General features: G+C 34.1%; 16 protein-coding genes. 11 read left to right on the top strand and 5 right to left on the bottom strand.

Going from position 1 to position 19,242, the window contains the following annotated elements:
• Positions 1 to 191 precede the first annotated feature (191 nt).
• Both EKL97_RS10295 and EKL97_RS10300 read left to right on the top strand, forming a co-directional pair.
• The gene (locus tag EKL97_RS10295) at positions 192 to 1,952 is read left to right on the top strand and encodes an ABC transporter ATP-binding protein (RefSeq protein ID WP_126454588.1); all 1,761 of its coding nucleotides are present in this window, start codon (positions 192 to 194) and stop codon (positions 1,950 to 1,952) included.
• A gap of 71 nt (positions 1,953 to 2,023) precedes the next feature.
• A complete protein-coding gene (locus EKL97_RS10300) occupies positions 2,024 to 2,404 on the top strand; it encodes a PUR family DNA/RNA-binding protein (RefSeq protein WP_126460233.1) in 381 nt (126 codons plus the stop codon).
• A 109-nt stretch (positions 2,405 to 2,513) separates the two neighbouring features.
• On the opposite strand, the gene EKL97_RS10305 is transcribed toward EKL97_RS10300, so the two are convergent.
• The gene (locus EKL97_RS10305) at positions 2,514 to 2,849 is read right to left on the bottom strand and encodes a tRNA-binding protein (RefSeq protein WP_126460231.1); all 336 of its coding nucleotides are present in this window, start codon (positions 2,847 to 2,849) and stop codon (positions 2,514 to 2,516) included.
• Positions 2,850 to 3,128: 279 nt separating this feature from the next.
• Between EKL97_RS10305 and EKL97_RS10310 the strand changes: the two genes are divergently transcribed.
• Positions 3,129 to 4,247, top strand: a complete 1,119-nt coding sequence (locus EKL97_RS10310) for a GTP cyclohydrolase (RefSeq protein WP_126460228.1) — start codon at positions 3,129 to 3,131, stop codon at positions 4,245 to 4,247.
• 98 nt (positions 4,248 to 4,345) lie between these two features.
• Here the strand turns inward: EKL97_RS10310 and EKL97_RS10315 are convergent, their stop codons facing one another.
• Together EKL97_RS10315 and EKL97_RS10320 are read right to left on the bottom strand one after the other, a co-directional pair.
• The gene (locus tag EKL97_RS10315; protein ID WP_126564473.1) at positions 4,346 to 4,822 is read right to left on the bottom strand and encodes a hypothetical protein; all 477 of its coding nucleotides are present in this window, start codon (positions 4,820 to 4,822) and stop codon (positions 4,346 to 4,348) included.
• A gap of 105 nt (positions 4,823 to 4,927) precedes the next feature.
• Positions 4,928 to 6,190 carry an aminotransferase class I/II-fold pyridoxal phosphate-dependent enzyme gene (locus tag EKL97_RS10320; RefSeq protein ID WP_126460222.1) on the bottom strand — a complete coding sequence of 421 codons (1,263 nt, stop codon included), beginning with the start codon at positions 6,188 to 6,190 and terminating at the stop codon, positions 4,928 to 4,930.
• A 283-nt stretch (positions 6,191 to 6,473) separates the two neighbouring features.
• On the opposite strand from EKL97_RS10320, the gene EKL97_RS10325 reads away from it, so the two are divergent.
• The gene (locus tag EKL97_RS10325; protein WP_126454595.1) at positions 6,474 to 7,238 is read left to right on the top strand and encodes an NYN domain-containing protein; all 765 of its coding nucleotides are present in this window, start codon (positions 6,474 to 6,476) and stop codon (positions 7,236 to 7,238) included.
• Here EKL97_RS10325 and EKL97_RS10330 read toward each other — a convergent pair.
• Complete coding sequence (locus EKL97_RS10330) at positions 7,231 to 9,606, bottom strand: hybrid sensor histidine kinase/response regulator (RefSeq protein WP_126568785.1); 2,376 nt, start codon at positions 9,604 to 9,606, stop codon at positions 7,231 to 7,233. The genes EKL97_RS10325 and EKL97_RS10330 overlap by 8 nt on opposite strands.
• A gap of 494 nt (positions 9,607 to 10,100) precedes the next feature.
• Between EKL97_RS10330 and trmD the strand changes: the two genes are divergently transcribed.
• The 6 genes from trmD to EKL97_RS10360 all read left to right on the top strand — a co-directional run bounded on the left by trmD (position 10,101) and on the right by EKL97_RS10360 (position 17,075).
• Positions 10,101 to 10,778, top strand: coding sequence for a tRNA (guanosine(37)-N1)-methyltransferase TrmD (trmD, locus tag EKL97_RS10335; RefSeq protein ID WP_126460215.1), 678 nt, complete (start codon positions 10,101 to 10,103; stop codon positions 10,776 to 10,778).
• A 169-nt stretch (positions 10,779 to 10,947) separates the two neighbouring features.
• The gene (rplS, locus tag EKL97_RS10340) at positions 10,948 to 11,298 is read left to right on the top strand and encodes a 50S ribosomal protein L19 (RefSeq protein ID WP_126454599.1); all 351 of its coding nucleotides are present in this window, start codon (positions 10,948 to 10,950) and stop codon (positions 11,296 to 11,298) included.
• Positions 11,299 to 11,588: 290 nt separating this feature from the next.
• On the top strand, positions 11,589 to 12,812 hold the full coding sequence (locus EKL97_RS10345) for an isocitrate dehydrogenase (NADP(+)) (protein ID WP_126460212.1): 1,224 nt from the start codon (positions 11,589 to 11,591) through the stop codon (positions 12,810 to 12,812).
• Positions 12,813 to 12,954: 142 nt separating this feature from the next.
• Positions 12,955 to 15,336 (top strand): TonB-dependent receptor, encoded by a 2,382-nt coding sequence (locus EKL97_RS10350; RefSeq protein ID WP_126561950.1) that lies wholly within the window; start codon positions 12,955 to 12,957, stop codon positions 15,334 to 15,336.
• A gap of 40 nt (positions 15,337 to 15,376) precedes the next feature.
• Positions 15,377 to 16,198 carry a DUF4249 domain-containing protein gene (locus tag EKL97_RS10355; protein ID WP_126568786.1) on the top strand — a complete coding sequence of 274 codons (822 nt, stop codon included), beginning with the start codon at positions 15,377 to 15,379 and terminating at the stop codon, positions 16,196 to 16,198.
• Between the two features lie 214 nt (positions 16,199 to 16,412).
• Positions 16,413 to 17,075 carry a thiamine diphosphokinase gene (locus tag EKL97_RS10360; RefSeq protein WP_126460203.1) on the top strand — a complete coding sequence of 221 codons (663 nt, stop codon included), beginning with the start codon at positions 16,413 to 16,415 and terminating at the stop codon, positions 17,073 to 17,075.
• 5 nt (positions 17,076 to 17,080) lie between these two features.
• On the opposite strand, the gene EKL97_RS10365 is transcribed toward EKL97_RS10360, so the two are convergent.
• The gene (locus EKL97_RS10365) at positions 17,081 to 17,674 is read right to left on the bottom strand and encodes an alpha/beta fold hydrolase (RefSeq protein WP_126568787.1); all 594 of its coding nucleotides are present in this window, start codon (positions 17,672 to 17,674) and stop codon (positions 17,081 to 17,083) included.
• Between the two features lie 387 nt (positions 17,675 to 18,061).
• Between EKL97_RS10365 and rlmF the strand changes: the two genes are divergently transcribed.
• On the top strand, positions 18,062 to 19,048 hold the full coding sequence (gene rlmF, locus EKL97_RS10370; RefSeq protein WP_126460196.1) for a 23S rRNA (adenine(1618)-N(6))-methyltransferase RlmF: 987 nt from the start codon (positions 18,062 to 18,064) through the stop codon (positions 19,046 to 19,048).
• Positions 19,049 to 19,242 lie beyond the last annotated feature (194 nt).

Consider the following 19,242-nt stretch of genomic DNA (forward strand, 5'->3'; position numbering starts at 1 on the left):
TTTTATAATGATAAAATTATGAATTTGTCAAAAAGACGATCCAAAATTACACAAAAAATAAATATGCGGTAACATCTTATATAAAAATTGTTTATTCAGCAATTTACACAATCGAAAAATTATTATTAAAATTACTAAAAGAAAAATTTTACACCATCAATAAAACTATTTCAACATAGAATATCATAAAAATGAAAGAATTACGTTATTTAAATAAATATTTCGTCAAATACAAATACAGTTTTTTACTGGGGATTGTTTTTACCATTATTGCACAGATCTTTATGCTTTTTACACCCAAGCTGATCAGCAAGTCTTTTAAGGTAATTGAGGCTTTCGCCAAAGATAAAACCGTAGCCAAATCAGTCATTCACGAGGAATTAGTTGCGAATATTTTACTAATTATTGCCACAACAATCATTGCTGGTTTTCTTACTTTTTTGATGAGACAAACCCTAATCGTGATGTCGCGCCACATCGAATTTGATCTAAAAAACGAAGTGTTTCGGCAATATGAGAATTTATCTCAAAATTTTTACAAACAAAATCGTACCGGCGATTTGATGAACCGAATCAGCGAAGATGTATCCAAGGTCCGAATGTATGTAGGTCCTGCGGTGATGTATACTATAAATACCGTAATTCGTTTTGCTATTGTAATTGTGTATATGTATAACGTATCGCCAAGATTGACTCTGTATACCTTGCTGCCTTTGCCGCTATTGTCCTATGCCATTTTTAAACTTAGTTCCGAAATCAACGTAAGAAGCACCATTTTTCAACAATATTTATCTAAAGTTTCTAGTTTTTCGCAGGAGATATTTTCAGGAATCCGAGTGATCAAAGCATATTCATTAGAAGATCAACACCAAAAAAACATGGTGAATTTAGCCCATGAGAGCAAAAGCAAAAGCTTGAATTTAGCCAAAGTACAATCTTTATTTGGACCATTAATGCTTGCCCTTATAGGAATCAGTAACTTAGTGGTCATCTATTTTGGAGGTCTGATGTACATTGATGGAACGATCAAAAGCATTGGAACCATCGCTGAATTCATCCTATATGTCAACATGCTGACCTGGCCCGTGGCTTCACTAGGTTGGGTTTCGTCAATGGTTCAGGAGGCCGAAGCCTCTCAAAAAAGGTTAAATGAATTTTTAAAAATTGAACCCGAGATAAAAAACAAAAACGAAAACAAATCCATAATTGAAGGTTCTATTTCTTTTGAAAACGTAAGTTATACCTACGAGGACACTAACATCAAAGCGTTACAAAATATTTCGTTCACAGTAAAAAAAGGAGAAACCTTAGCCATTTTAGGAAAAACAGGTTCCGGAAAATCGACTATTTTATCGTTGATTTCCAGAATGTATGATGTTACAGCCGGGAAAATAAATATTGACGGAAATGAAATAAGCGCCATTAATCTGTTTGATTTACGCAACAGCATTGGTATTGTGCCACAAGATGCCTTTTTGTTTTCGGACAGTATCAAGAATAATATTATGTTTGGGAAAGAAAATGCTTCAGAAGAGGAAGTGAAATCTGCTGCCAAAAGTGCTGTGGTACATGACAACATTATGGGCTTCAACAAACAATACGAAACGGTTCTGGGCGAAAGAGGAATTACACTTTCCGGAGGTCAAAAACAAAGAGTTTCCATTGCCAGAGCAATTATTAAGAATCCCCCTATTTTACTTTTGGACGATTGCTTGTCAGCAGTGGATACTGAGACCGAAGAAGCGATATTAAACAATTTGCAAGAAATCTGCAAGGACAAAACAACTATTATAGTGAGTCACCGCGTATCATCAGCTAAAAATGCCGATCGAATTATCATTATCGAAAAAGGACAAATTATCCAACAAGGCTCTCATAATCAATTGATAAATCAAGAAGGGTATTATGCTGCTTTGTATTTGAAACAACTTTCAGAAAAAGAAATGCTATAATTGTTGTATAATACATATTTTTTATAGATTTTTGGATACTAGTTAACAACCATAAATTGACAGAAAGGATTATGAGAGAACATGACATGTTAGAAAAAGAAGAGATATTTTCTAAAGTTTTAAGAGCTGGAAGAAGAACGTATTTCTTTGATGTGAGAGCGACAAAAGCAGATGATTATTACATTACCATTACTGAGAGCAAGAAATTTACGGAAGAAGATGGATCTTTCCATTTCAAAAAACATAAAATCTATTTATACAAAGAAGATTTTGCTGCTTTTGCAGAAATTCTTGGCGAAATGACTTCTTATGTTTTGAACCACAAAGGCGACGAAGTAATATCAGAAAGACACCAAAAAGATTTCAAAAAAGAATATGCCTCTGAGAAATCAGAAGATGAAATCATACCGCAAACATCAACTTTTACCGATATAGAATTTGATGATATTTAATATTTAGTTCCTTACTTACCAATAAAAAAGTCCAAAAACCATCTGATTTTTGGACTTTTTTGTTATAGAAAATTAATTTACAGTTGATTGCAAGAATTCCTTTCACAAATTAGCCAATTCGCAATCCGTTTTGAATTTTGAAATCCGGCGCCAGTAAAATCACGTCCCCTTCCTGACCAACTGCTCCTAAAATTAAACATTCACTACTAAATTTTCCAATTTGTTTTTTAGGAAAATTGACTACGGCAACAATCTGTCGGTCTAGCAAATCCTCTTTCCGGTACCGTTTCGTTATTTGTGCGGATGTTTTTCGGATTCCAATTTCGGAACCAAAATCTATTGTGAGCTGATACGCTGGTTTTCTCGCTTCGGGAAAATCATTCACTGCCAGAATTGTTCCTATACGCATCTCTACTTTTTCGAATTCAGTCCAGGATAATTCCATAAAATCTTAGTTTTAGTTTTGAGTTATAAATATACTATTTTAACTATTTATACAACGCCAATCCGCAAGGAAAAACCAGCTCTTCATCGACAAACTCAAATACAGCAATAGTGATAGAAATATCCGTGACATATTCCTTACCAATAAAAACCTAAAATACGAGTCCTTCACACAAAGGAATAATATGGCCTTTTTTTACTTTTTCATGTATAAGTTAATTATATTCGTAGTTTTGTGCCTCAATAAAACAGTAACTATACATTGAATCAATCCTACGCAATGATCACCATACAAGAAGCAAAAACAAAAAGCGAATTAACTGATTTTATCAAATTCCCTTTTTCTTTATACAAAAACAATAAAAACTGGGTTCCGCCATTAATTGCTGAAGAACTGGAAGGATTTGATAAAACAAAAAATCCCGCTTTTGAAACTGCCGAAGCCTATTTTTATGTTGCTAAAAGAAATACCGAAATAGTAGGCAGAATTACGGCAATTATCAATTGGAGTGAGGTAAATGATCAGCAAAAAAAGAAAGTGCGTTTTGGCTGGTTTGACGTCATTGATGACATCGAGGTAACTAAAGCACTTTTAGAAAAAGTATATGAATTAGGACGGAAAAACAATTTAGAACATGTTGAAGGCCCGATGGGATTTTCAAATCTAGACAAAGTAGGTATTCTGACCGAAGGTTTTGACCAAATAGGAACCATGATTACTTGGTACAACCATGAATATTATGCACGTCATTTTGAGCAATTGGGCTATGTAAAAGAGAAAGAATATATTGAGAGTAAATTTCCTTTTGAAAACGTAAAACTACAATTTTTTGAAAAAGCAAATGATTTAGTCAAAAAAAGATACCAGTTAAGTCCGCTTAATTTCAAAACAACTAAAGAGGTCATGCCTCATGTGGATAAAATGTTTGATTTATTTAATAAATCCTACGCTTCCCTATCGTCATTTGTGGCTATTTCCGACACTCAAAAAGAGTATTTCAAGAAAAAATACATCAGCTTTATCAATCCTGAATTTATAAAATTTGTAGAAGACAAAGATCATAACATCGTGGCCTTTAGCATTGTGATGCCTTCTTTTGCAAAGGCAGTACAAAAATCCAAAGGGAAATTATTCCCGTTTGGATTTCTACATTTACTATTGGCAAAAAAATACAGCAAAGATGTCATTTTCTATCTGATAGGCGTATTGCCGGAATATCAAAACAAAGCCGTTACCGCAATTATTTTTAAAGAATACTATGAAACTTTCCGAAAAAAAGGGATTGTTAATTGTTTTAGAACCCCTGAATTAGCTGATAATGCTCCCAGTCTAAACTTGTGGAAACATTTTAATCCATTAATTCACAAACGAAGATGCACGTATCGGTTAGAATTGTAGTATTTGACAAGTATTGAATTAAAAAAATTCATCAGTTTTGCTGATGAATTTTTAGTTTTAAATGCCTGCATGCTAAATTCTTAAAAGGAAATTATAAATCAAAGGATACAATTTACTTTTGACAACACCACACTTACATTAAATTTTAATTGCTTTCTATCTTTAAACGTTACTTTCCCTTTATTATCAACCACATCGCCATAACCTTCCACATAAGTATTCCCTTTTTTTAAGAAAACAACTTGCCGTACAGTCATAAGCCCTTCGGACATGAAGGTATACGCTGCATAAAGCGTATCTCCTTTTATTTCTCCTACTAATGTCCCATTATTTTTATCTTTTTCATAGAAATTATACCTTAATTTTCCTGAAACATATTGCTCATTTTCTATTTTCAAAATCATAGAAATGGTATCATTCTTTATAACGCCGGTGTAACATTCTTCCAGAATAGACTCTTTAACATCCTTTTCTATAGAAACATTTGGACTTGCGGCTTCTTCCAGCTGTTTACTTTTATGACATGAAATTAAAAAACTAAAAAAAATGACACCCAATACAATCCCTTTTTTCATACCCTTTGTTTTTTGTTGTATAAAGATATCACTTCTTTTTAAGTATAAAAAAAATCCATCCTGCTAAAGAAAGCAGGATGGATTAGAATAACTTATTTTATAAGACTAAGCGTCTAAATCAACTTTTGTTTTACTTGCAATCTCTTTATAGGTTCCATTTACTAATTTTTCACGAATGGCTTCAAAAGCAACTAGTGTTTCCTCAATATCTGATAATTCATGTGAGGTTGTAGGTATCATTCTCAATAAGATAATTCCTTTTGGAATAACAGGATAAATTACAATCGAAAGGAAAATTCCGTAATTCTCTCTCAAATCGTTCACCATAACCATAGCTTCCGGAACACTGCCTTCTAAATAAACAGGAGTAACACATGTGTTTGTGTCTCCAATATTAAAGTTTCTGGTTCGTAATCCGTTTTGTAATGCATTAACATTCTCCCAAAGTTTGTCTTTCAATTCTGGGTGATTACGCAACAATTCCAATCGTTTCAAAGAACCAATTGTTTGAATCATTGGCAAGGACTTAGCGAACATTTGAGAACGCATGTTGTATTTAAGATAATCGATAATGTCTTTATCCGCAGCTACAAAAGCACCAATATTAGCCATTGATTTAGCAAAAGTGGAAAAATAAACATCAATATCATCCTGAACTCCTTGCTCTTCACCTGCTCCGGCACCTGTTTTTCCAAGTGTTCCAAATCCATGTGCATCATCAACAAGCAAACGGAAATTATATTTTTGTTTCATGTCCACAATCTCTCTCAATTTTCCTTGCTGTCCACGCATTCCAAAAACGCCTTCCGTTATAAAAAGGATTCCTCCTCCAGTTACTTTAGCTAATTTTGTGGCGCGTTGCAGGTTTTTTTCCATACTTGCAAGATCGTTATGACGGTATGTAAAACGTTTTCCCATGTGCAAACGAACACCATCAATAATACAAGCATGTGCATCAACATCATACACAATTACATCATTTTTAGTTACTAATGCATCAATTGTAGACATAATTCCTTGGTAGCCAAAATTCAATAAATATGCTGACTCTTTGCTTACAAAAGCAGCTAATTCATTTTCTAATTGCTCATGATATTTGGTATGTCCACTCATCATTCGGGCTCCCATAGGGTAAGCTGCTCCATATTGTGCAGCCGCATCAGCATCTGCCTTCCGTACTTCCGGGTGATTAGCAAGACCCAAGTAGTCATTTAAACTCCAATTCAAAATATCTTTCCCATCAAACTGCATTCTTGGACCTAACTCACCTTCTAATTTAGGAAAAACAAAATAACCTTCCGCTTGTGAAGCCCATTTTCCTAATGGTCCTTTATTGTTTTGAATCCTTTCGAATAAATCTTTTACCATAATATATTAAGTAATAATTTTAATTTTTAAGAAGTTGCAAAAATAATTATTTATATTTTATAAAGGACTTGAAAACAAATTTATTTTTAGTTTATTACAACGATAATTCCTGACAATTTCCTACTATATGCGATATCTGTTACATTATCTAAAAAAAAATGCTTCATTCCTGCTAATAACACAACAAAAAGTATATCTCACAAAACTTTGAAACGATTTTGATTCAAAATCGTTTTATCAATAAACATTGTATCTTTGAATAAATATTTCAATACTAAAGTTTATGGCACAGGACACAAAAGAGTTAAAATTAGCGGTTCTAATTGATGCTGATAATGTTCCCTACAGCAATGTAAAAGGAATGATGGAAGAAATTGCTAAATTTGGCACACCAACCACCAAACGTATTTATGCTGATTGGACGAAACCTAATGCTGGTGGATGGAAAAGTGTTTTATTAGAGCATGCCATTACGCCTATTCAACAATACAGCTATACTGTAGGAAAAAACTCCTCAGATTCAGCGATGATTATTGACGCAATGGATCTATTATATTCTGACAAAGTGGATGGTTTTTGTATTGTATCCAGTGATTCTGATTTTACCCGTTTAGCAATTAGGCTTAGAGAATCCGGTATGAAAGTAATTGGTATTGGAGAGCAAAAAACGCCCAATTCATTTATTGTTGCCTGTGATCGCTTCATCTATATTGAGGTTCTGGATGGCGCAATCAAGAAAAAAACAAAAAAACCAACGGCCACTGATCCTAAAAAAGTTGCCCCAAAAACGTTGAACAAAATTGATTTGCACACCATTGAATTAATAGAATCAACCATTGAAGACATAGGTGATGACAGTGGATGGGCATTTCTCGGTGACGTAGGAAATCTTATTGTGAAGAAAAAACCAGAGTTTGATCCTAGAAATTATGGCTTTTCTAAATTAACTCCAATGTTGAAATCATTGACCGATATTCTGGAAATTGACGAAAGAGACTCCGATAAAAAAGGAATCAAACACGTTTATGTACGATTGCGATTTAGTTAACTAATTTTTTGATTGCCTCATATAGCACTTCTTTTTTGATTGGTTTAGACAAATAATCATTCATTCCTATTTCCTTAACCCGCTGTTTTGTGGCCTCCATGACATCCGCTGTTACAGCAATAATAGGAATATGACTATTGTGTATACCTGCTGCTCCATTTCTTATTGCAATTGTAGCTTCATAACCATCCATCACTGGCATTTGAAGGTCCATCAGTACAATATCAAATTGATTTTTAATCAATGCCATTATCCCTTCCTGACCATTATTAGCAAACATAACTGTGGTATTCAACCATTTTTTAGTAATCATTTTGATCACCATCTGGTTTATAGGATTGTCTTCAACTACTAAAATGGATTTCCCTTCTAAATCATTTTCAATTCCCATTTTAGCAGTTGTTCCTATGCCTTTTTTTTGTTCAGAGACCTCAAAATCAATCGTCATGACACAGGTGGTTCCCACATTAATCACGCTATCCATTTTAATACTTCCGTTTTGCATATCTACCAATGTTTTCACGATATAAAGTCCTAATCCAAGTCCGCTGAATTTTTTCTTATTATCACTACTCTTTTGATAAAAAGAATCAAAAATACGTTCCCTTTTATCAGGAGAAATCCCCACCCCGGAATCTGAAATGGTCAATATCAAGCTCGCCCTGTTGCCGGGCAATAATTCCGCATCAATAGTAAACTTCACACACCCTTTTAAGGTGAATTTAATGGCATTACTTAATACATTATTAACGATCTGAACCAATCGATTAGCATCTCCAATCAAAAAATCAGGAATATTCTTTGATTTCGAAAATTGAAACTCAAGTCCCTTTTCATTCGCTATATTGATCGCATTATTATTTAAATACTCTAAAACCTGTACGGGATCAAATGGATTGTTTTCCAGTTTTAATTCCCCTTTTTCAATTTTAGAAAAATCAAGAATATCATTGACCGAACTCAATAAACTATACGAAGAATACTTTATGATTTTGCATTTATGTTTGATCGTATCATCTTCAACTTCATTAGAAATTGACTCAATCAAATTCATAATAGCATTCAATGGAGTACGTAATTCATGACTAATATTGGATAAAAAATAAGATTTCAAATCATTCATTTCTTCAGAACGAATCAAAGCAAGACGATTGAGGTTGTCTTTTTCATTTTTAAGATTCCGAATCAAATTAGCCATAGAAAGGGAAAGAAAAATAACTTCCAAACCAGTACCTAATTTAGAGCTGTTATCTGTTAGAAACGAATTGGGAATTTGACTGAAGTTATTGAGAATAAAAATGCCAAAGCCGAGCACCAAAAAGAAAATACCCATTGTAAAAAAACCATCTACATGTATTTTTTTACAATACAGATACACGACAGAACTTATAATCAAGATAAGAATCAGCAATCCCAGCACGTTTGCCAATGGATAACACAAAGCTAAAGCCTTAGGAACAAATAAAATACATACAATTAAAACAAAAGCTAAAAAATAAAGAACAGTAAACAAAAAGTAAATTATTTTATTATGTTTTTTGATATTCAAAAAAACTTCACTGTATTTGCCCAGCAAAAAACCTGCAATCATCGCAAAAAGCAACACTGCACGAAGCGAAAACCAACCGCCTTTAGGGGTAATTAACTCATAAAAATAACCATCTAAAGAGAACTGCATTAAGCCGATAAAAACAACATATAAACTATAATATAAAAATGCTTTTTGGCGTAAGGCAAAATAGAAGAATAAATAAATAATAGAAACAATGGCCAGAATACCATAGAATATACCAAAAAACAACTGCTCGTTTGAAATCAACTTTATAAAGTTTTCTGAAGAGTACAACATGACCGGCATGTTGACAACTTCACCATCACTTTTTAGATGCAAAAATAATTGCTGCCTCGAATTTGGCAAAATTTTAATCTTAAAAATAGTTTTACGATTATCAAAACTTCGCTCAGAAAAGGGCATATTATCACCGCTTACCATTTTGGTGATTTTCCCCGAAGTGCTATCAATAAAATACAATTCTACTAAATCCGTTATAGGTCTGGCCGTTTCTAAATAATAATTCAAAGTCCGATCACTAGCGTTTATAAGCTCCGTTTTTGACCAAAAATTATTTTGAGAAAAACCTAAATCATCATTTTCAGTTTGAAGTTTTTTAGGATTAAATGAATTAAAGTTGGCAAGAACATAGTGAATATCTAGATTTCTTTGACCAACATCTGCAACTGTAGTGTAATTGTGCAATGAAACTTCTTTGGGTATAGTTCCATTACTGAATTCATATTGAGAAAATGATTTAGTAAAAAACAATACAACTAAAGAAACATAAATCCATTTATCTATTTTTTTACCCATCGCCGCAAACTGTATAATTAAATATTAGTTTATATACGTTGAAAGATAAAGTTTGGTTTTATAACAGGTTTTAAAATTGCTAGCGTTTGATACAAAAAAGTAACTCGTTGGGTTTACTAATTCAAAGCATAATAATCCCCTTCAAATAGAGCTTACAACACACGAATTCAAACGTTCATTTTCAAACATTCATTTTCAAACCTTTAAACGCAATGTTTAACAAATATTTCCTTTATGATAGCGTTTAGAAAGCACCATAAAAAAATACTGCTGCTTTGTTTGATACAATTATTAATTAAAACATCCTATTTTGACAAACACCTAGCCCAGATTGAAACGGCATCCTTTTCTTGCTTTCTTTAAGCAAGGAAAGATACAGTGTAAAGCTGGAAATAGCTCCTGAAGAAAAGTTTAATCGCTGAATTGGTTAAATGGTTATTTGAAAACCTTGGCATCTTTGTACCTTTACCCTTTTCAAACTAAGATTTAAAATTATGCGCATTGATATTGTTACTGTTCTGCCAGAATTATTGCGAAGTCCGTTTGAGGCTTCGATCATGAAACGAGCTATTGACAAAGGTCTGGTGGAAGTTCATTTTCATAATCTGCGGGATTACACGACCAACAGACAAAAAAGCGTAGATGATTATCCCTATGGCGGTGGCGCCGGAATGGTGATGACCGTACAGCCTATCGACGCCTGTATTACGCATTTGAAAAGCGAGAGAGCCTACGATGAAATCATTTACATGTCGCCGGACGGGGAAACCCTAAACCAGAAAATGGCCAATACGATGTCAATGTATGAAAATATTATTATCCTTTGCGGACATTATAAAGGAGTAGATCAGCGGGTACGCGATCATTTTATTACCAAGGAAATCTCTATTGGTGATTACGTTTTGAGTGGTGGTGAATTAGGAGCATTAGTATTATCAGATGCATTGATCCGATTGATTCCTGGTGTTTTGAGTGATGAAACCTCCGCATTGACGGATAGTTTTCAGGACGGATTATTATCAGGTCCTATATACACTCGTCCGGCAGATTACAACGGATGGAAAGTTCCGGAGGTTTTGACCAGCGGGAATTTTGCCAAAATTGACAAATGGCGCGAGGATATGGCCTACGAACACACGAAGAACAGACGACCGGATTTGTTGGAAGATTAAAATTTGTTTGAAGTTTAAGGTTTAAAGGTGGTATTCAAGAACTTCTAAACTTTAAACAAGAAAAACTTTAAACTTTAAACTTTTTTATTTACTTTTGCACCCACATTAGCTCAACCTCTGGCGAGATCCGTGAATGTTGACTTAATACAAACCATAATTAAAAAATATCATGGCAGATTTAATGAAATTCGTTCAAGACGAATTTGTAACAAGAAAAGATTTCCCAGTTTTTGCAGCTGGAGATACTATCACTGTTTACTACGAGATTAGAGAGGGTGAAAAAACAAGAACTCAGTTTTTTAAAGGAGTTGTTATTCAAAGAAGAGGTTCTGCTAATACAGAAACGTTCACGATTCGCAAAATGTCAGGTGCTATTGGTGTAGAGCGTATCTTCCCAGTAAACTTACCAGCTTTACAAAAAGTGGAAATCAACAAAAAAGGTGCAGTTCGTAGAGCTAGAATTTTCTACTTCAGAGAACTTACTGGTAAAAAAGCTAAAATTAAAGACAAAAGAAGATAGTCAAATATCTCTTTATTATAAAAGTCCTGACGTTGTCAGGATTTTTTTTTGGTTTAAAGTCAAGCTATTCAATACTATTCTACCAATTTTATTAAAATTGAATGCATTTGAAGCACTTATTTTTTGACAAGAAATAAGGAATATATTTTCCATATTCTTATTTTGACCATCCTAAAGTAATAATTTGACAATTCATTTTAAACAAATGAAAACGCATTTTCTTTTACGATAACGTTTTATTACATTTGTAGCTAAATTTAAAAAATAAGAATTACATATATCAATACATTATGACAAAAATTAAAGTAGCTAATCCGGTAGTTGAATTGGATGGTGACGAAATGACACGAATTATTTGGTCCTTTATCAAGGAAAAATTAATTCTTCCTTATTTAGATTTAGATATTAAATATTACGATTTAGGAATGGAAAGCAGAGATGCTAGTAATGACCAAATCACTATTGACTCTGCTGAGGCAATAAAAAAATACAATGTTGGTATTAAATGTGCCACAATTACTCCTGATGAAGACCGTGTTACCGAATTTGGTTTAAAAAAAATGTGGAAATCTCCAAACGGAACCATCCGTAATATTGTAGGCGGAACCGTTTTCCGTGAACCAATTATCATGAAAAACGTACCTCGTTTAGTACCGGGTTGGACACAGCCTATCGTTATTGGTCGTCATGCTTTTGGAGACCAATACAAAGCTACAGATACTGTTATCAAAGGAAAAGGGAAACTAACAATGACTTTTGTTCCTGAAGAAGGAGAAACTCAAACTTGGGAAGTATACGATTATAAAGGAGACGGAGTCGCAATGGCAATGTACAATACGGATGAAAGTATTTACGGTTTTGCACATTCCTCTTTCCAAATGGCTTTGACAAAAAAATGGCCTTTATATCTTTCTACAAAAAATACTATTTTGAAAGCCTATGACGGACGTTTCAAAGATATTTTTGAAGAAGTATATCAATCTACCTACAAAGCACAATTCGTTGAAGCAGGAATTGCTTACGAACACCGTTTGATCGATGACATGGTTGCCTCTGCAATGAAATGGAGTGGTGGTTTTGTTTGGGCGTGTAAAAACTATGACGGTGATGTTCAATCTGACACTGTTGCACAAGGTTTTGGTTCGTTAGGATTAATGACTTCAGTATTAGTTACTCCTGATGGAAAAACTCTAGAAGCAGAAGCGGCTCACGGAACAGTTACACGTCACTACAGACAACACCAACAAGGAAAAGCAACATCAACAAACCCAATCGCCTCTATTTTTGCATGGACAAGAGGATTGGAACACAGAGGTAAACTGGACGAAAATCAAGCTTTAATTGATTTTTGTCATACTCTAGAACAAGTATGCATTGATACTGTTGAAAGCGGAAAAATGACTAAAGACTTAGCGATGTTAGTAAAACCAGAAGGGTTGACTGCTGCAGATTACTTGACTACCGAGGCTTTCTTAGCAGCGATACAAGAAAATTTAGATGCTAAACTAGCTTAATTTTTTTACTACATAATATTAAAAAGACAACTGGAAACAGTTGTCTTTTTTTTTACCTTAGCAATACCTTAACGGTTGTTATATGTCAAATACTGTTCTATTTAATGTAATTTGCATTTTTGTATTTAGAAAAATTTAAACAATGACTCCAAAGAAAATTATTCCCTTTTTAGTGGTATTACTATGCTCCTTTTCATGCTTCGCTCAAGAGAAATTTACGCTAAGCGGAACTATTATTGACGCCAACAGCAACGAAACTTTAATAGGCGTCAACATTGTAATCCTTGAACTCAAAACCGGAGTAACTACCAATGAATATGGATTTTACTCCATCACAGTTCCAAAAGGAATCTATAACGTCCAAATCAGCTATTTGGGATTTCAAACCAAGGAAGAGCTAATCGACTTGAGTCAAAACCTAAAAAATAATTTTAATTTATTCAGTGATGAAACCGCCTTGAAAGAAGTTGTTATTACGGATAATGAAACCAAAATAGACATCAAAAAACCCGAAATGAGCGTCAATAAACTCTCCATTTCAGCGATCAAGAAAATGCCCGTTGTGCTGGGCGAAGTCGATGTTTTAAAATCTATTTTATTACTGCCCGGTGTTACAAATGCTGGTGAAGGCGCTTCAGGATTTAATGTTCGTGGTGGCGGTGCCGACCAGAATTTAATTCTGCTCGATGAAGCTACCATATTCAATTCTTCACACGTTTTTGGTTTTTTCTCTGTTTTTAATCCGGATGCCATCAAAGATTTGAAGTTGTACAAAGGCGGAATTCCAGCTCGTTATGGTGGAAGAGCCTCTTCTGTGTTGGATATTTATCAAAAAGACGGCAACAGCAAAAATTTTCATGTCAATGGAGGAATCGGATTGATTTCCAGTCGCATTTTGGCCGAAGGACCATTGGTAAAAGACAAAGGTTCCTTCCTGATTGGTGGCAGAAGTTCCTATGCGCATTTATTCCTGAAGCTATCCGAAAAACAAAAAAACAACTCCGCTTATTTTTATGACCTAAATACCAAGTTGAGTTATAAATTAGATACAAATAACAGTCTGTATTTATCGGGTTATTTTGGCCGAGATGTCTTCAGCCTGAACAAAAGTTTTACCAATATTTATGGAAACACCACTTTAAACTTGCGCTGGAATCACTTGTTTTCTGAAAAATTATTTTCTAATTTATCGCTCATTTACAGCGATTATTATTACGGTTTGGATTTGGATTTTGTAGGGTTCAAATGGGATTCCGGCATCAAAAATTACAATATCAAATACGATTTCAAGAATTATATTTCAGATATATTCAAATTGAATTACGGAGTAAACGGAATTTATTACGAATTCAATCCGGGAACCATCAAGCCATCTGATACGGACTCCGGAATAAATTTTGCTCAATTGGATAAAAAATATGCTTTTGAACCCGCAGTTTACATCAACGCTGATCACGAAATATCCGACAGAATAGCCCTTTCCTACGGACTTCGATACAGTATATTTTACCGTTTAGGGCAATCTACCGTGAATATTTATGAAAATGACAATCCGGTTCTCTTCAATTCGGAATTACAGATTTATGAAAAAGCAACTCCAATTAACACTGAATTTTACGACAAAAATAAAGTCATCCAAAGCTATAATTATCTGGAACCTCGTTTTTCATTGGCGTACAAAATCAATGACAACCAATCCATAAAAGCAAGTTACAACAGGATGGTGCAGTATTTACAATTAATTTCGAACACCACATCGCCAACTCCACTTGATGTCTGGACGCCAAGCGATAATTTCATTAAACCCCAAATTGCAGATCAGGTGGCTTTGGGTTATTTTAAAAACTTTCAAGAAGGAATGTATTCCCTTGAAGTAGAAACGTATTATAAAGAAGTGCAAAACCGCTTGGATTATATTGATGGTGCTAATTTGATTGCCAATAAAGCCATTGAACAAATAATCCTGAACGGGCAATTACGATCTTATGGTTTAGAAATCATGTTCCGAAAAAACGAAGGAAAATTTAATGGCTGGATATCGTATACATTATCCAAATCCGAGCAACAAACTCCGGGAAGAACCTCAATCGAAACCGGAATCAACAACGGCCAATGGTACAATTCCGTATATGACAAACTGCACAATATTGCAATAACCAGTTCCTACAATCTAAATGAAAAATGGTCTTTTGGAGCTAATTTTGCCCTGCAAACCGGGCAACCGGTAACATATCCTGTTGGACAATATGAATACTTAGGCATCAATCTACCCAGTTATGGATTGAGAAATAGAAATCGGCTCCCCGCTTACCACCACCTGGATATTGCCGCTACTTTGACTCCTAAAAGCAACAAAGACCGCCAATGGAAAGGCGAATGGGTTTTTAGCATTTACAATTTGTACAATCGGAAAAATGCCGCTTCTATTAATTTTAGACAAAATACAGATACAGGAATCAATGAAGCTGTAAAAACTTCGATATTTGGTGTAGTTCCAGCGGTGAGCTATAACTTTAAATTTTAAGCTTAGCATTCAACAAGGCAACTAAATAAAAAATAAAATCATGAAAAAAATAACACTATATCTGGTACTTCTCATCGCTATTTTTTCGGCAAGTTGCGAAGATGTTGTCGAAGTAGATTTAGATAATGCTCCACCAAAACTGGTAATTGAAGCAGCAATTAATTGGAAAAAAAGAACTTCGGGAAATCAACAAAAAATAAAACTGACTACAACAACTGGATTTTACGGTACAACTATTCCAAAAGTTTCCGGAGCAACAGTGTCTATAAAAAATAGTGCTAATGTGGTTTTTACTTTTTCGGAAATTGCAAATACCGGCGAATATACTTGCGTTACTTTTATACCGGTAATCAACGAAACCTATACACTGACAGTTATCAGCAATGGCAATACGTATACCGCAACCGATACACTAAAACCCGTTACGCCAATCACAAAAATTGTTCAAAACAATCAAGGCGGTTTTACAGGGACTGACATTGAAATTAAAACATTCTACCAAGATCCAGCGGGTGAAACCAATTATTACCTGTACAAATATGTGTATTCAAACCAAGCAAAATCAAATTTTTATGTTGACCAAGATGAGTTTTTCAACGGAAACGAATTTTTCAGTATGTCACAAAATGACGAGTTAAAAAAAGACGATAAAATTGAAATAATCCACTTCGGAATTTCAAAAGCATACTACAATTACATGAGTGTATTAGTGAGTATTGCAGGAAATAATGGTGGCGGACCGTTTCAATCTCCGCCTGCTACCGTAAGAGGAAACATCATCAACACCACGGATTCGGTTAATTATCCTTTGGGTTATTTCTCCCTTAGCGAAGTTGATGTTAGAAGTTACACGATTGAATAATCAGGAGCTAATCCGGCTGTTCATTACAACCAAAAACAGGCTCTAAACAGTTTTCTAGACCGTATAAGGAGCTTCCTTTGGTCGCTCTTCTACTGCCGGAAAACTAAAGTTTACAACCTGTTTTGGTTTTCATTGCCATCCGGGCTAGTACGTGAGAGATAAAACGAGAACTTTTATTTACTTTTACACCATAATTCATAATTCATAATTCACAATGTCTTCACACCATATCGTTCGCGACGACCAAGAACCTGCTTTAATCATTGCCAATGGCGCTTCCTGTAACCCGGAACTATTGGGTCAATTACTGGAATGGTCACCACTCGTGGTCGTATTAGATTCGGCTATGGTTCGCGTTATGGAACTAGACATCAAAGTCGATGTGCTTTTAGGAGATTTTGACCGAGGATTTGACCCAGAAATTTATAAAACGTCTCAATATCCCATCGAAATTATTCATACTCCGGATCAGAATAAAACCGATTTAGAAAAAGCTTTTGACTATTTAATCGAAAGAAAAATTCCTGCTGTAAACGTCGTTTGGGCCACCGGACGAAGAGCTGATCATACCATAACCAATATTACCAACATTACGAGATATAGAAATTTATTGAAAATTGTCATTCTGGACGATCACTCAAAAGTATTCCTTTTGCCTAAAAAATTCGAAAAATGGTATACGGCAAACACTCCTATTTCATTAATCCCTGTAGGTCACGTCACTGGAATTCATTCTGATAATTTATTTTATCCGCTGAAAGATGATAGTTTGACTATTGGTTACAGAACCGGCAGCAGCAACCACGTCCTCAAAGACGGAATCGTAACAATAGAACATAATGAAGGTGATCTATTAATGATGGAATGCCTGGATTAGTTTTATTACATTTTTAACAATACATTTCTTATAATTTCATAGTAACTCCAAGGAATAAAATGATTCGCTTTTTTGATCGTTATTGCATCGATTGATTTAGCATTGGTAAACTTTTTTTGCATAAAGGCAACATTGCTGTACGGCACCAAAACATCTTTTGTTCCATGAATAATCGTTACATCACATGTATTTTTTTTTATAAACTCAGATATTCTTTGAGATTGCTCCCTTAAATTTTGAGCATCACCAAAATCACTGTATCCAAAACCCGGTCGATCAATCGCAATCATTCGGTATTTTTTCAGCAATAAAGTATCTTTAAGATATTCTTTGAAGGCATTCCAGCTTCCGGGCGAACCGTGTACAAAAAACAATGTCGGATTTTGCGCATTACCCGTTTCTACATAATGTATTTTATAGCCTTCAAAAGCAATTGTTTTATCCTGAAATTCTATTTTTGATGGAGCAAAAAATTTTGATGTCTCTTTATTCGAAAATCGCATCGTCATACAAGACTGACACATTACGATATACAAAAAAATTAAACTGTAAACTATGTATCTCTTTTTGAAATGAAAAGTAGCGGGTATAAAAGTCATACTATTTGTGTGTTTTATAAAAGTAACCGTTTTTATGGTTCTAAAAAACGGCAATATTCTAATTTTATGATTTATTTTCGATCTGTTTAATGGGTCATAGTCAGATCAAACGCATTAAAACAAATTGAAGTTTAAACCACATAGAAACATAGTGTTTATTCCTGTAAAAATAAATTTTGACAGTGATAAGAGTTCACAATAGAAAAAAAAGCATTGGCTTTTTTTCTATGTCACCTAAATTTTGACTGTTCGGAACAGATTTAAATCAAAAATTAAATTAAATTCTATGTTTCTATGTGGTTCATTTTTTCATCTGTTTAATGAGTCAAAGTCGTCTTTGTACTTTTACAAAATAGTTATGCCTATATTTGCATCGAAATAAAAAAAATGAAAGCGAAAACGATTACCGAAAAGACTAATTTACATCCCAGAAATCTGGATAGATTTGGATATGATTTTGAGGAACTAATTCAAAAATCCCCTGAATTAAAGCCTTTTGTTTCCGCCAATAAGCACAATCCAGACGCTTTGGAAGAAACAATTGATTTTAGTAATCCCGATGCGGTAAAGTCGCTTAACAAAGCATTATTGTTGTCCCATTACGACATTCAAAACTGGGATATTCCTAAAAATTATCTTTGTCCGCCCATTCCCGGAAGAGCGGATTACATCCATTATATAGCAGATTTATTAGCTTCAAGCAACAACGGAATCATTCCTGAAGGAGAAACCGTTCAAGGCTTAGATATAGGCGTAGGTGCGAATTGCATTTATCCTATAATTGGTAATTCAGCTTACGGATGGAGTTTTGTAGGTACAGATACCGATTTAAAAGCAATTGAAAATTGCAGTGCCATTATTGAAGAAAATCCAAAATTGATTGACGCTATCAGCTTACAACAACAAACGGAATCGCGCTTTATTTTTAAAAATATAATCACTCCCGAAGACAAATTTACGTTTACCATTTGTAACCCACCTTTTCATGCCTCGCAAGATGAAGCCACGAAAAGCACGATTCGAAAAATCAACAATTTAGAAAATGCTAAAACTACAACCCGAGGTACAGCCGAACGAAGTGACGCTAAACCTGTTTTAAATTTTGGTGGTCACAATGCAGAATTGTGGTGTGAAGGCGGTGAATTAGGTTTTGTAACCCAGATGATTTACGAAAGTGCAAAATATCCGATGCAGTGCTTGTGGTTTACAACTTTGGTATCTAAAAAAGAGAATCTTTCCAGTCTTTACAAAACATTAAACAAAGTAAGTGTGGTCGAAATTAAAACCATCGATATGGCTCAAGGCCAAAAAACTAGCCGAATTATTGCTTGGACTTTCCTCAGTGAAGCACAACAAAAAGCTTGGAAATTTTAAAAAATCAGCCTAATTACTCCTCATTCTGGTTAGAAATGAAAGATCTTTATCAATAAAAATAGTACATGTTCAATAAGAAGAACTCAAACTAGTTTTTTCATAAAAAAAAATGTAAATAATAATTATTTGCCATTTAACAAATATCTTGATTGTTTTTATTCTAATTAACGCCATTTAAGTAGTATTTTTACGGT

The organism is Flavobacterium sp. LS1P28 (genome assembly GCF_003970335.1).
GTDB lineage: Bacteria > Bacteroidota > Bacteroidia > Flavobacteriales > Flavobacteriaceae > Flavobacterium.

Excerpts from the sequence above, each read along its gene's own strand:
- trmD (WP_126460215.1), top strand. The coding sequence starts at position 10,101 with ATGCGCATTGATATTGTTACTGTTCTGCCAGAATTATTGCGAAGTCCG.
- EKL97_RS10315 (WP_126564473.1), bottom strand. The coding sequence starts at position 4,822 with ATGAAAAAAGGGATTGTATTGGGTGTCATTTTTTTTAGTTTTTTAATT.
- EKL97_RS10355 (WP_126568786.1), top strand. The coding sequence starts at position 15,377 with ATGAAAAAAATAACACTATATCTGGTACTTCTCATCGCTATTTTTTCG.
- EKL97_RS10305 (WP_126460231.1), bottom strand. The coding sequence starts at position 2,849 with ATGGAATTATCCTGGACTGAATTCGAAAAAGTAGAGATGCGTATAGGA.
- rlmF (WP_126460196.1), top strand. The coding sequence starts at position 18,062 with ATGAAAGCGAAAACGATTACCGAAAAGACTAATTTACATCCCAGAAAT.
- EKL97_RS10295 (WP_126454588.1), top strand. The coding sequence starts at position 192 with ATGAAAGAATTACGTTATTTAAATAAATATTTCGTCAAATACAAATAC.
- EKL97_RS10300 (WP_126460233.1), top strand. The coding sequence starts at position 2,024 with ATGAGAGAACATGACATGTTAGAAAAAGAAGAGATATTTTCTAAAGTT.
- EKL97_RS10360 (WP_126460203.1), top strand. The coding sequence starts at position 16,413 with ATGTCTTCACACCATATCGTTCGCGACGACCAAGAACCTGCTTTAATC.
- rplS (WP_126454599.1), top strand. The coding sequence starts at position 10,948 with ATGGCAGATTTAATGAAATTCGTTCAAGACGAATTTGTAACAAGAAAA.
- EKL97_RS10350 (WP_126561950.1), top strand. The coding sequence starts at position 12,955 with ATGACTCCAAAGAAAATTATTCCCTTTTTAGTGGTATTACTATGCTCC.
- EKL97_RS10365 (WP_126568787.1), bottom strand. The coding sequence starts at position 17,674 with ATGACTTTTATACCCGCTACTTTTCATTTCAAAAAGAGATACATAGTT.
- EKL97_RS10310 (WP_126460228.1), top strand. The coding sequence starts at position 3,129 with ATGATCACCATACAAGAAGCAAAAACAAAAAGCGAATTAACTGATTTT.
- EKL97_RS10330 (WP_126568785.1), bottom strand. The coding sequence starts at position 9,606 with ATGGGTAAAAAAATAGATAAATGGATTTATGTTTCTTTAGTTGTATTG.
- EKL97_RS10325 (WP_126454595.1), top strand. The coding sequence starts at position 6,474 with ATGGCACAGGACACAAAAGAGTTAAAATTAGCGGTTCTAATTGATGCT.
- EKL97_RS10320 (WP_126460222.1), bottom strand. The coding sequence starts at position 6,190 with ATGGTAAAAGATTTATTCGAAAGGATTCAAAACAATAAAGGACCATTA.
- EKL97_RS10345 (WP_126460212.1), top strand. The coding sequence starts at position 11,589 with ATGACAAAAATTAAAGTAGCTAATCCGGTAGTTGAATTGGATGGTGAC.